Genomic DNA, 14,118 nt, shown 5'->3' with positions numbered 1-14,118 from the left:
AACTTTGTATCATTGAACAAAATAGGTTAGCCGAAGTTGTTCAAATAGTATATCATTCCAATATCGGAACATGGCGATATGTTCCAATGTGTTTTGGAGTTAGTTCTGTTTGATTATCCCTCTCGTAAGTTAATTCTGATTGAGAAGAAAAATAGTTAATGCCCTGTGAGAAATTTCATATAAGTGCAGAAATCGAACGCTGAGGGGGTGGTTGATATGCACGAATTGTATAGAGAGTATTAAGCTGTTTTGCATTCGTGTCAAAAAAACGGGCATTCGTGACATAATGCTTGCATACCTATAGTTTTTATGCTACAATGTAAGTGATTATTATTTGATTGAAATAGGGAAGTGACAAGATGCTGGTGTTCTATTTGTCCGCAATAGAAACGAATGAAGACAAAAACAGGTTTAAAGAAATATATAAAGAACTCAGGCAATCGCTTTACCTTGATGCACTTTCCATAGTTAAAAACCCTGAAGATGCTGAGGATATAGTCGAAGATACCTTTTTGAAAGTAGCTGATAACTTTACAGAAATTTCACAAAAAAATCGTCAGAAAATGCGTGCCTATATAGTCATAATAAATAGGAACAATGCAATAGACAGATATAATCAGAATAAGAAAAGCCTTGAAAAGAATGATGATACTCCTTTAGAGGAAATAATAGATCCCAGCTATTTTGACAGCTTTGAATATGATGATCTTTATAATGCAATAAAGAAGCTGCCTCCGAAATACAAGGATATAATCTATCTTTATGATTTGCTTGATATAGGCACAAAGGCTACTGCCCATGCACTTCATATATCTATTGATACAGTTTATAAAAGAGTGTCAAGAGCAAGAGCGTTACTAAAACGGCTGCTTGAAAAGGGTGAGATAAATGAGTGAAAGTAATTATAAAAGAGCAATATTTGATGCGCTTACGCCCGAATATGATGATATGCTGCCGCAGGTCGAAAACGAGCATACATTTTCAAAGGGGTTTGAGAAGCGTATGTATAAGCTTGTCAAGCGAAGAAGCAAGCCATACTATATGATGATCAATACTGCTGCAAAACGTGTTGCCTGTATTGTTGGAATCATAATAATTGCATCATTTACAACTGTTATGAGCGTGGCTTCATTCAGAGAAGCGTTCAAATCATTCATAGTAAATACTTTTGAAAAGTTCTCAATAGTCAGATCGGATGATAATGATAACAGCATATGTCCGGAAACTATTGATAATCTTTATTGTATATCAAATGAGTATTTAACAAATTATAGTATAGTATATACTGAAAAAACAACAATATCATATAGTATTGATTATGAAAACAGCAATGGTGCATTTATTGGATTTAATCAATACACAAAAAAACACTTTGATATAGGAATAAATACTGAAGGTGTTCAAACTACAACTATCGATTTGAATCAACATGAAGCTATATTCTACACTGATAATCATAATTATAATCATATTTTATGGGATAATGGAGATTATATTATATTCATCAGTTCAAATATTAGTAAAGATGAACTAATAAACATAGCAAAATCTGTTCAAAAGGTAGAATAATGTATTTCCAATAAAAAAACTGTCAGAGATAAGGCCTCCAATAAGTCATAGTATATGAAAGCGGTCAACGCTTTTAATATATGATGATTGGAGGTTTTGTTTTTGAAAAAGATTCTGACTATACTGCTTGCATTAGTGTTAATGACGGCTTTTCCGTTAAACGCATTAGCAACAACTCCGGAAAGCGGCGAAAAGCTGTTGTATACTGATTACTACAGTTCAACATTGTATATATCAGGTAATACAGCAACTTGTATCAGTTCTTTGACCGGATATAAAGGTGAAACTACCCAGATAGTTATTGGGCAAACACTGCAAAAAAGAGACTCTTCCGGTAATTGGACATCTGTCAAATATGCAAGTGCTACTATAAATAATTACAGAGGAACACTTACCAAAACGTACACAGGTCTTTCAAGCGGTACATATCGATTAAAATCTTCCTTTATAGTGTACGCTGGAAGCTATTTCGAAACATTATTAAAGTACAGCGCTCAGGGAATTATTTAATGAATATGTATCGCAAATCAAGGAGGAGAGTGATTCCAATGGTTTGAATGATTTGATGAAGCTATATTTATAACAAATAAATATTTTGTAAGCTGTAAGGTAATTGACTTTATGTCAAGGAACATATGCATTGATATCTTAGGATTGATATGCTATATTAAAATGGAGGAACTAATTATGAAACTTAGAAAAAGAATAGCAGCTATAGTGTCTACGATTATTATTTCAACAAGTATGGCAAGTATGTCTATTTCAACAAGTGCTAATGACTCATATACATATGGTACTGATCCATATATACATGGTGAATCCTACTATAATGCATTTAATAGAGTTGTAGCATCGGCGTGTACAACGAGTTATTTATCATCGACCAATATAGTATCTGTCAATCTGGTTATAAGGTATAAAGACAGCGATGGTAATTCACATACCTATGGAAATGGTGATTCAGGCGCAAATGTTGCAAGTAAATCAGTAACGACTCCGGCAGGAGGAATATATAAACGAACTACTGTTCAGCATTCAAGAAATGGAATAATGTTTTCTCAACAAACGCTCTACATATAATACCTGAGTAAAAGATGAAAACATGATCCCCGGTCAAAGATCATACCGGTTTTGGAGTTGGTATAATATGAAAAAAAGACTTGTCCTGATAGTGGCTTTATTGATCATTATTTTTTCGGCCATTATCATTTATTGTATAAATAAGAAGAATAAAAATGATATCCTTCAAACCGGTATGGGATCTTTCTATTCCGAAGCGTGGTATGGTGATAACTATATATTCAAATGCCGGAATAATATAATGTATGTTTATGATATTGCCTCGGGTGAATGTATGCCGCTTTGCAGTGATCCGGATTGTAAACATAATGACTCCAGATGCAGTGCAAGATCACCCGAAAGCAAACTGGGCTGGGAAAGAGTATTCATATATAATAATTCACTTTATGAGATATTCTCAATGGGTAATCATTTTGAGATATATACAGCCGATAAAGATGGCGGCAACAGAAAACTGATAGCACAAAACGATGATTACGGTATAAAGGGTACGAGCAGCTATTGTGCTGATGATGGAAAGCTGTACATATGCGTGTATAAAGATAATTACGATGAAATAACTAATGAAGTAACTTCAAGCTGTGCGATAGCTAAACTGGATCTTGATGAGGAAGAAATGAACATTATCGAACTCGATGAAAGCCTTATGCTCTCAGGCTTCACCGTATATGATAATGATATATATACATGGCTGACTTATTCGGATAAAACCGGGATATATAAGCTGTCTGCAAGTGCCCCTGAGCTGATAATGGATGCAGGGAATGATGAGAGCATTTTCCCTATCGGATTTGGGAAAAAAGCATTTTATTATCAAAAAATAAACGGTGATAGTAAAGAAGGACTTTACAAATACTCTATTGCTGATAAAGAAAGCCAAAAGATAACTGAGATAAGTCAGTATATAACGAGTATTATAGAAAACGGCAATGATGTATTTATGACAACACTCTCTTCGCCCGATGGCGTGTTTGATCCTGAAAATATAATGGCGATAAACTGTTTAAGTGACGGAAATCTTAGGGAGTGTATTCGTAATTCGCCGCAGTATAACTACTCCTTGCAGACTATATCAGGCGATAATGCATATATAGTAAGGACACCGAATACCGGCTGGAGTGACAGAGAAGAATACTTTTATATACCCGTCAGTGATCTTAAAAACGGCAGGATTAATAATATGGTAAAACTCGAAGGCGTTCCGTTTGATATGCGTGACAACGAGGAGCCTGAAAGCAATGATAGCTATAATATAAGTGACGGCACAGACGCTGTTACAGATGATAATGCCTTCTATTACTCGCAGGAGGTAAATCTTGAAAAAGAGGATAGCAGCTACTTTGACGGGAAAACCAAACTTGTATGGGCATTAAGCGAAAGCAGTGATGATAAAAACCATATACAAAATGAAGTTAACAAATATCTTGATGAAAAAGGATATGATTTTGCAGTAAAATTCATATATCACGAAGAGAACCAAATCAAAAATGATGGCACAGAAATAATAGAACCCATGAGGGAGTATTATGAAAAAGCACTACAAAACGGCGAGCAGATAGATATCATTTCAAGCGGTGCAGGATTTGACGGAGCTTATTCGTACAGGAAATTTGTTGATGACGGATACTTTATACCTTTAAATAAGTATTTTGATACAGATTTAGGGAAGAAGCTGTATGATTATTATCCTGAGTGGTATTGGCAGTCATTGTCAGACGAAAACGGAATGATATACGGCAGAGGCTTCTTTCCACTTGGCGCACATTGTGTTGGTTTAAGCGTTAATACACAAGCCGCCGAAGAATTCGGCGTTGATGTATCAAACTTTGACGGAACCCTGAACGGATTGGAAGAATTTCTGAAATACGCCAAGGATATAACAGGAATGCCGGTGCTGTTTATTGATCCGACAGTATTCGTTTATTATGAGAATGCTGGCTTTATAAGCTTTAACGGTGTATTCTTCAATACAAATACAAATGAGTTTGAGAATTTGTTTGGATCAAAAGAATGCAGCGAATACCTTAAAATGCTTGACAGCTTTAAAAAGCAAGGCTTTATAACAACTGATGATTCTCCAATGACGCATGAAACAGCTGTGTTATCAACTAATCTTATCACACCTACATCGTATTTAAGTAATGATTCATATCTGACGGTAACACCATATACCGACGGAAGATATCTGAATTTTGTGCAGGGAGTAACATCTTCGTGCAAAGACCCCGAAAAAGCATTTGAACTGCTTGCACTTTGTACGGTTGATAAAGAGCTTGCAAATATCATCTATAACGGTACCGACGGGCGAAATTATAAATACAATGAAAACGGCAGAATGATAAAAAATCTTGAAGCCAGAACATATGATGATTACCAGGATACTCCGGCAAACTATATTATTGCGGATTCAGCTGCTTATGAATGCAGTGATAAACCAAAACTGTTTACGGAAGTTTCCAAAAGCATTAAACTAAGTCCGCTGGCAGGCTTTGAGCCAGAGCTTGATACGATTAAGGAAAAAATAGATAAATGCAGTAATATATATATGAATAATTACAAGCTATTTTACGCAAGCTACGGCGAATACGATACACTTGACAGCGCACTTGAAGATATAAACAAGCAGCTTCACGATGCCGGAATAGATGATGTGGTTACAGAACTAAATAAACAGTATCAGAAATACCTGGAGGACAAAAAATGAATCTGTCACTTTGCAGCCTCACAAAACAATACGGCAATTTCACAGCCCTTAAAGACCTTAGCTATGAATTCACCCCCGGTGTTTATGGCTTGCTCGGGCCAAACGGCGCAGGTAAATCAACACTTATGAATATCATTACAGATAACTTAAAGCCCACCTCCGGCAGCGTTATGTATAACGGACAGGATACTGTATCTATGGGTGCTGAGTTTCGTAGGATACTGGGCTTTATGCCGCAGCAGCAGGGGCTGTACCCCAGCTTCACACTTGAAAGGTTTCTTTGGTATATGGCTGCATTAAAAGGTATGCCTAAGAATGAAGCAAAGGCAGATATCGAGCGCCTTATAGGGCTTGTTAATCTTAACGACTCACGCACCAAAAGACTCGGTGGCTTTTCGGGCGGAATGAAACAGCGTGCCCTTATTGCACAGGCAATGCTCGGCAGCCCTGAGATAATAATACTTGATGAACCAACCGCAGGACTTGATCCGAAAGAGAGAATAAGGATACGCAACCTTATCGCTGAGATAGCCTTTGAAAAGATAGTTATAATAGCAACACACGTTGTACCGGATATCGAATTCATAGCAAAAGAGGTCCTGCTGTTGAATCATGGCGAGATAATAGATTCCGGCAAGCCGTATGAACTGTGCGAAAAACTTTCAGGTAAGGTTTATGAGATAAAGTGCAGCGAAGATGAACTGACGGGTATATCAAAAAAGTATAAAGTAGGCAATATATCAAAGGACGAGCAGAATGTCTATGTAAGAGTGATCTCAGACAGCGAACCTTCAGATCATGAATTCACCCTCTGTAAGCCTGAGCTTGAAGACCTCTATCTTTACCATTTTGATTGAGGTGAGCTGATGAGGATACTTTTAAACGAGATAATAAAGGCATTCTGCCGCAAAAGTACGATAGGTGTATTTATAGCGCTCACCGTTTTGAACGGCGTTATGCTGTATGTTAACGAAAACAGTACCGATGCAGTATATACTTCAAAACAGTATAAGGAGATGTATTCTGAGATCTCAGACAAGCCTGCGGCTGATGTATATAATGAACTGCTTGAAAGAAAAAACACCCTCGAAGAGACCGAGAGTGATCTTGTAGAGCTTGAACTAACAGAAGCTGTGCTTGCAGAAGTTGAGGCAGCCTCTAAGTATGATGATTACCTATCCGGCATTGATGAACGAGCAAAGAAAATGACCGCCATATCATTATTTGCTGATCCCGATTCGTTCAGCTATAAAAATATTGCAAAAACGCCTGATGACTTTGCACACTTAAAAGGCTCAACACTTACTGTATCACCCTCCAAAGGTGTTGATATGGCTACAGGCTTTCTTCCTACAGATGTTGTTGCTTTTCTGATGATAATGACAGTGATAGTAACTATAGTTACCAGGGAAAAAGAGCTTGAACAGCTTCTGCTATCACGTACTACGTTTAAAGGCAGGGCATCACTTGGGGCGGCAAAGCTGTTTACCTGTTTTAGCGCCGCTTTTGTTTCTCTGGCGCTGCTTTATTCTGTCAACTTCATAATAGCTTACAATACATACGGCTTTGGCGATGTTACAAGGCAGATTCAGTCTGTTATGAGTTTTAACGCAAGCAGCCTGAAAATAACCGTTACAGAGTATTTTGTATTCTTTCTTCTTACAAAGCTGCTTGTTTACTGTGCTTTTGCTGCTCTTATCTATCTTGTTACAGCCATTTCAGACAGTGCAGTAAAGGTATATGCCATACTTGCAGCTATTCTTGCAGGCGAGAGTGTTTTGTATTATACTATCCAGCCTACAAGCTATCTTTGTCCACTAAAATACATAAACCTTGTTGCCTTTGCAAATACCAGACAGCTTTATTCGGATTATCTTAATCTTAACATTTTCGGAGAACCGTATAATTACTTTTACATCTTTTTTATCTCGGCAATAGTTTTGCTGATATTCTTTTCGGTTTTATCGGTGGTTTCTTTTGCAAGGCGTGGAGTTATAAGGAACCACACAAAGAGGATATCGCTGCACCTACCGGAGATCAGACACACGAGCCTGTTTCTGCACGAGTGCTACAAGATACTGATAAACGGCAAGGTATTATTCGTAATGCTTGCATTTGCGGCTTTTGTATATGCTTCATACACGCCAATTAAGGAACGTTTTTATTCAAAAGAGGAGATATACTTAAAGCAATATATCCTAAAGTACGAAGGCGAGCTTACTGCGGAGAAAGAGCAGGCTATTGAACTTGAAGGCGAAGCGCTTGATGAGTTTGACACAAGCGGTGACGAGATAACCTCAATGATAAAAATGCAGGACTTAGCCGAAAAGCGCTCGGCTTACGAATCATTTATCAGCCATATAGACTATTTAAAGCAAAACGGCGGAGAGATAGTTTACGACACCGGTTACAAGCTGCTTACAGGTGATGAAAGTGCAGGCAGCAAAGACACCACGATGGCGCTTACTGCTATGGCTATGCTTATACTTACTTTGACTTATGTTTACAGCATCGAATCCCAGACCGGTGCAAATATACTGCTGCACACATCTCTCAAAGGCAGGGGTGCAGTATTCATCCGCAAACTCATAATTGGAACGGCAGTAGTAACGATAATATATCTTATGACCTATCTGCCGTATTTCTATGGTGTACTCAAAGCCTACGGAACAAGGGAAATAACTGCGCCTGCCTGTTCGATGGAGCATCTGCAAAGCTTTAATCTAAGCATAAAGGCTTATCTTATCCTGCTTTGCGTAGTAAGATATCTTACGCTTATAACAGCTATGCTTTTGATATTCTTTATCTCAAAGAAAGCAAAGAGTTTTATTTCGGCTTTACTGATTGAAACAGCTGTGTTTATACTGCCGCTTGTTTTATATCTTTTAGGGATAGAGGTGTTTGGGTGGATAGGGATAACGCCGGGGTTAATTGGGGATATATGAGCATATCGATAGAATAAAGCTTATATACTTAATAAACATTGACAAGCGCCTGTTTTATGCTAAAGCGACAATAAACACTTTAAGAATACTATTACAGTAAAAAAAGCTTGACTTCTGCATTCGTGCGTGTTATAACGAATATGTATATTTATAGGAGCTTGATGAAAATGGATAAAAACTGTTTGATCATCTGGTTCCTTTTGTGTGCAGCAAAACGTAAGTATTTCCGCATTGATACGGTATGTAAAGTAGATGACCATGTAAATGAATAAGTGTTATTTACCCTAAGGATATGTTTTACAAAAACCTGCCAGTCTTGCTTATACCCCAAATTTGATAAAAAGGAGTTATTATATATGAAAGTCGAAAAAAATCATTATGATATTGATGTTAAAGCCCTTTATAAAGAATATAAGTGTCAGCACATTAATTCAACTGTTCCAGTTTTATATATAAAATTAAGAATCAATTCACTTTACGATAGAATTGTACATAAAAATGATTATAGATTAGTACAGGAAATAATAGACGGTAGCAGATATGGAGCGGAAATAAAACGTACATCATTGAAGTTAAGACGTGATGCGATATTAAGAATGGGGAGACATTCCCCTTTAGAGCGCAAAGTTTTATTTGAATACAATTCATATCCACAAACATTTATATGCATATTAAGTAAAGCAGATAAAGAATACGCATATATTTCTATAACTTTAGATGGAGTGCATGTTACAAATTCAAAAACTTTACGAATCCTTAAATCTCCATATGTTCCATCTGTATTAAAAGAATTATCTGATCAAATCAGTACGGACTTACAGCCCATTACTTCCTTATCTTTATTAATTAGCCTTTATGGGTTGATTTATCCGATTTATAAAATTAAAGATACACTATATCTTTCTGTTATGGTTAATCGGGAGCATTATTCAGCAATTACATTCGGAAAGCTTTTGGAACAATCTGTGCTACTGTTAAGTGAATTAACGGATATTGATCCTGTGAAAATAAACGTTAAAACCACATTAAAATCTCCTGGTTATTATATTCTATACGCTCTATCTGAGATAGGGCAGAATTGGATGGCTATTCTGTGTCTATTTGTTCTGATTTTTGGTGGCAAATATGAGGCAAAAGGAATGTCAATTGAATCTCCATCTATAAAATGTTTTATTATGTCAATACTTGATCACAAATACCAAAAACGATTAAGGGAGCTTGAAGTAAAAGAAAAAGAATTGGATCTTAATATTAAGGAGCAAGAGATTGAACTTAATCGTCTTAAAATAGAGAAAGAAAAGAATGACATCGACGAAACAATGGATAGAATAGAAAGTATAACTCAAAATATAAAAGAATATGCTGAAGCTATGAATGTGGAAATACCCCCTGAAGAGGTGATGAACATATGTAGTATTATTGCAATTATAAATAATCAAAATGAATATAAAGATTGATTATTGACAGGAGAATAATAGCTGGTTAGCATTATAAATTATCGTCATACCATACCGATACCACAACATATAATACTACATCATATCCGAGTGTATAGTAAGTCGTAAATACGAATAATATAGCGCAAATTGTTCACCCACTATATGCCATTTATTTAACTAAAACAGGAATATCAGATATATTTAAGAAGGGGGTATAAGATGTACATAGATGTATAAAGCTAATTCCATCTCCAATTGCGCATTACAAAATATGGAAATGTGCTTCCAACTTATTGACAAATTCAGCATATTGTGGTATAATACTTCCAAGAAAGCATATACTATTATGAGAAAGGAGCTATTATACCATGTTGATACAAAGAGATGAATACCTGGACTTTCTGATGAGCTGGAAGGACAAGCAGATAATCAAAGTTATATCGGGCATCAGAAGATGCGGCAAATCCACATTATTTGAACTGTTCTGCACGAGGCTGCAAAATGACAGTGTGTTACCTGAGCAGATAATAATGCTGAATTTTGAAGATGCAGAGAATGAGGAGCTTTGTGACTATAAAAAGCTGTATGAATTTGTGAAGTCTAAAATGCTTCCCGATAAGATGAACTACATCTTTCTTGATGAGATACAGCACGTACCTAACTTTGAGAAAGCTGTGGACAGCCTGTTTATAAAGAAAAACACAGATGTTTATATAACAGGTTCAAATGCTTATTTTATGTCAAGCGAGCTGGCAACGCTTCTTTCGGGCAGATATGTCGAGCTAAAAATGCTGCCGCTTTCATTCAAGGAATATGTAAGTGCATTTGATGATAACAGATCCCTTGAAGATCTGTACAAAGACTATGTGTATAACAGTTCTTTCCCATATACCGTTGAGCTTAACAGCAGGCGCAATATCTATGCATATCTTGACGGGCTGTTCAATACGATAGTTCTTAACGATATAGTACAGCGAAAAAGAATAAATGACCCTTTGATGCTAAAAAGCGTTATAAAATTTATGTTTGACAACATAGGAAATCCCTGCACCGCAAAGAAGATATCCGACACCATGACGAGCAAGGGCAGAAAGATATCTAATCATACGGTGGAGAATTATCTTGAAGGCCTGACCGACAGCCTGCTTATGTATCGTGTGAGCAGATATGACATAAAGGGCAAGGAGCATTTACAGCTGCTTGACAAATACTATATAGCCGATGTGGGGCTGAGGTATTATCTGCTCGGCACAGCCAATGCTGACATGGGGCATATTCTGGAAAACGTGGTTTATCTTGAGCTTATCCGCAGAGGATATAGGGTATATGTCGGCAAAAATGCAAGCGCTGAGGTCGATTTTGTGGCTCAGGATATTGACGGGAACACAGAATACTATCAGGTTTCGTGGTCTGTAAGAGATGAGCAGACACTAAAAAGAGAACTGGGTGCATTGGAAAGCATACCGGATCACAATCCGAAATACATTCTGACGATGGACAACGACCCACCTGTATCATACAACGGGATACGGCAGAAATATGTGCTGGAATGGCTTTTGGGGAAATAAAAATAATAACGCCTGACATGGAATCATAATGATTCTGTGGCAGGCGTTTGTGATTTTGGTGATTTCTTTTTCTCAACAACCGATAACTTAATATTATCTTATGATGAAAGTCTATATTGTTATTTAATAAGATGAACCATAAGGAGTTGATATTTTGCATATAGAAATGGTTAACGAATATTCAACAAATATAAATTGGATATTGGAAAAGCAAGATGATGGTACTTTTTTTATTTCTGGCTGGGATAAAGATTCGAAAATTTTAAACATAGATTCACAAATAATAGAAGACAGTTTAAATAATAGAGAACATCAAAACTCATACATTATGTCAAAAGATATGTATGAGACAAAAAAACTTATTGTAAATAATTTCGAGAAAAACAATTACAGTATAAACAGCAGTTGTTTTACGATAGTAGCAAATGGTACAAGTGCTGCATTCATATCTCTATTGCAAATGTTTAAAAGAGGTATACAGAACATACTTTTTATCGGTCCGATATATTTCACATATTATCATCTTTTAAAAATGTATCATAAAAAAATGTTTTATTGGAATATCAATCCATTTAGTGAATTATCTATTGATTTCAATTTGTTAGAAAATGAAATTAATAAAAATAATATTAAATGTATAATCATAACGCTTCCTTTTTTTGGAACAGGTTTAACTTTAGACATGAAAGAATTAGAAGAGCTTTCTTATATTTGTACCCACAATAATATTTTTTTAATTATTGACTATGTATATGGTAATATGGAATGGAAAACTCCCAATAAACTGCATAATTATTATTTAGTTGATATGACTTTAAAGTCAGAATATTGCATCTTGTACGAATCAATTCCGAAAAGGATTTTTTTAAATGGAATGAAAAGTGCAATTATATATAGCACCTCAGATATTATAAAACAGATTAATAAAGATTCCGAAATATGTCAAGGGAGTATATCTTTTATACAAGAATCTTTGCTGAATTCAGTTTATGAAGATAAGAATAATTCACTTCTAATTAAAACGTTACAGAAAGCTGTTTCTTACGCTCAGAATAATTATTATTTAATAAAATCATTGCTTATTGATACAGATTTTTTAGTTTGCAATTCTAACAGTGGTTATTTTTCCTTGATTGCTATACCGACTAAACATTTTGTTAGTAAACATGATAAGGATATTGCAATAGAAATATACCAAAAATGCAAAATTCTAACCATTCCACACTCAAGATATTACTACAGCTTGCCTAACTATTACTGCTTTAGAATTAATTTATCTTTAGAAACTTCTGATTTAATTTATAATATAAAAAAGCTCCTATACATTTGCAATAAATGACTGTATATCTTTTATATCACTTTCGTTAATGCACTTGCCTGAGGGGAGTAACAACTGTGCAGAAACAATGTTTGACTCTATTTTTTCTATTTGTTTTGTCGATAAATTAGGCTTATTTAAATTATCTAGAAGCTTTTTGCTTAATGCTTTTTTTGTTTTTATATCAAAATATACATCAGAGTAATTTTTAATAATACGAGGAAGAATATATACCAAAGCAAATGTAGGTAATGCAAACGTTAAAATCCATGATCCTTGCTTCTTGTCAATTAATTCCCAGCATTTTATTCCTAAAAAAGATCTAAATAGAGCTTCTGCTTTTTTTAAGCATAAATTGTAATCATCACTTGTAAATACTATTGTAAGTGATGAACATTGGCTTTGATCAATATTATATAAATATTCATTAGAATATGAAGTTAAGAATAAAGCATTTTGAAACTTTAAAACCATTGCCCCTATTTCATTTTTCTCAAAAAAAGAAAGACCATCCCAGTTTTCACTATTTAAGAGATTAAATGTAATATAAAGAGAATTAAAATCGATTTCTTCATATTGAGCCGAGAATATTAAAGCGTTTATAACGGTTATAATATCTAGCATTCTTCCATAAGGATGTTTTTTGTAGTAAGCAATTGCTTCTTCTATGATATTGGGGATTAAACACCCATTATTTGTATACTTCAGCAGATTTATCAAATTACTGTATTGATGTTCATCTTTAAACGTGTTTATCAATTCATCTAAATTAAAAGAGTCAAAATTGACATATTCTCCTCTGTACAAAAAGATAATATTTTTCAAATCACACTTTGTTATTGAATATCCAAAGAAATAACTAGAATCCATATAAACATTATCAAAGTTGCATTTTATGAAAATATGATTTTCTGCATGCATCGTCGCTAAATTAGTATTAATAAAATTGCAGTTTTTAAATACATTGCTATCAGTTGTTGACATTTCAAAATTACATCCAGCAAATTTACAATTAACTAATTCGCAGTGTTGCATATTAATGAGAAAACTTTCATCTGGGAAAATACAATTTACAAATGTTGTTGAATGTATAGATGTATTCCTATATAAGTTGTTTTTGAATGTTCCATTTTCAATATAGCAGTTTTTAATTTGGCAACACCCAAAATTCACTTTATCAAAAGAACAATTCAAGAAAACAGCATTGAGAAAATCACTTCTATCGAGATTGTTTTTGTAGAAAGATACATTTTCAAATTTTGTTCCTCTAAAATCACTTCTAAAAAAAGAAACAGTATGTGAATACTTATGAAAATCTGTATCTTTTAAAACTGAATATGATAGATTTTGTGCTTCAAATTTTTTCATTGATAAGAAGCTGTTTTGATTATAAATTGGAACATTCGTCATATGTTTAATCCTTCCTGCCTACAAATAAGACAAATATTATTTCCTTAATATCATAAGATAATATTAAGTTATCGGTTGTTGACTT

Annotated in this window: 11 protein-coding genes; 10 read left to right on the top strand and 1 reads right to left on the bottom strand. The window is 34.7% G+C overall.

Translation table 11 applies throughout. The annotated features are described in order from the left end of the window. The first annotated feature begins 359 nt into the window (after positions 1-359). From CD05_RS0103535 to CD05_RS0103495, 10 genes are all read left to right on the top strand, one after another. Positions 360-896: an RNA polymerase sigma factor gene (locus CD05_RS0103535; protein WP_028509328.1), complete on the top strand. Its 537-nt coding sequence runs from the start codon at positions 360-362 to the stop codon at positions 894-896. Then, positions 889-1,569 carry a DUF4367 domain-containing protein gene (locus CD05_RS0103530; protein WP_028509327.1) on the top strand — a complete coding sequence of 227 codons (681 nt, stop codon included), beginning with the start codon at positions 889-891 and terminating at the stop codon, positions 1,567-1,569. The genes CD05_RS0103535 and CD05_RS0103530 overlap by 8 nt, the downstream gene beginning before the upstream one ends. 102 nt (positions 1,570-1,671) lie before the next feature. Next, complete coding sequence (locus tag CD05_RS0103525; RefSeq protein ID WP_028509326.1) at positions 1,672-2,079, top strand: hypothetical protein; 408 nt, start codon at positions 1,672-1,674, stop codon at positions 2,077-2,079. 177 nt (positions 2,080-2,256) lie between these two features. Continuing rightward, a complete protein-coding gene (locus CD05_RS20510) occupies positions 2,257-2,649 on the top strand; it encodes a hypothetical protein (RefSeq protein WP_156947279.1) in 393 nt (130 codons plus the stop codon). A 400-nt stretch (positions 2,650-3,049) separates the two neighbouring features. Continuing rightward, positions 3,050-5,353 (top strand): DUF3502 domain-containing protein, encoded by a 2,304-nt coding sequence (locus tag CD05_RS0103520; protein WP_198021565.1) that lies wholly within the window; start codon positions 3,050-3,052, stop codon positions 5,351-5,353. Beyond that, positions 5,350-6,210 (top strand): ABC transporter ATP-binding protein, encoded by an 861-nt coding sequence (locus CD05_RS0103515; RefSeq protein WP_028509324.1) that lies wholly within the window; start codon positions 5,350-5,352, stop codon positions 6,208-6,210. Before CD05_RS0103520 ends, CD05_RS0103515 begins: the two co-directional genes overlap by 4 nt. 9 nt (positions 6,211-6,219) lie before the next feature. Then, positions 6,220-8,298 (top strand): hypothetical protein, encoded by a 2,079-nt coding sequence (locus tag CD05_RS17330; protein ID WP_037322778.1) that lies wholly within the window; start codon positions 6,220-6,222, stop codon positions 8,296-8,298. A gap of 356 nt (positions 8,299-8,654) precedes the next feature. Further along, on the top strand, positions 8,655-9,755 hold the full coding sequence (locus CD05_RS0103505) for a hypothetical protein (RefSeq protein ID WP_028509323.1): 1,101 nt from the start codon (positions 8,655-8,657) through the stop codon (positions 9,753-9,755). A 353-nt stretch (positions 9,756-10,108) separates the two neighbouring features. Continuing rightward, the gene (locus CD05_RS0103500) at positions 10,109-11,305 is read left to right on the top strand and encodes an ATP-binding protein (RefSeq protein WP_028509322.1); all 1,197 of its coding nucleotides are present in this window, start codon (positions 10,109-10,111) and stop codon (positions 11,303-11,305) included. Positions 11,306-11,459: 154 nt separating this feature from the next. Further along, on the top strand, positions 11,460-12,644 hold the full coding sequence (locus CD05_RS0103495) for an aminotransferase class I/II-fold pyridoxal phosphate-dependent enzyme (RefSeq protein WP_028509321.1): 1,185 nt from the start codon (positions 11,460-11,462) through the stop codon (positions 12,642-12,644). Here the strand turns inward: CD05_RS0103495 and CD05_RS0103490 are convergent. Beyond that, positions 12,624-14,033 (bottom strand): pentapeptide repeat-containing protein, encoded by a 1,410-nt coding sequence (locus tag CD05_RS0103490; protein WP_028509320.1) that lies wholly within the window; start codon positions 14,031-14,033, stop codon positions 12,624-12,626. The genes CD05_RS0103495 and CD05_RS0103490 overlap by 21 nt on opposite strands. Positions 14,034-14,118: the final 85 nt, after the last annotated feature.

The sequence above is a fragment of the Ruminococcus sp. NK3A76 genome (assembly GCF_000686125.1).
Classification (GTDB): domain Bacteria; phylum Bacillota; class Clostridia; order Oscillospirales; family Ruminococcaceae; genus NK3A76.
The sequence above is the reverse complement of the archived record's forward strand: the minus strand, read 5'-3'. Positions and strand labels throughout refer to the sequence as shown.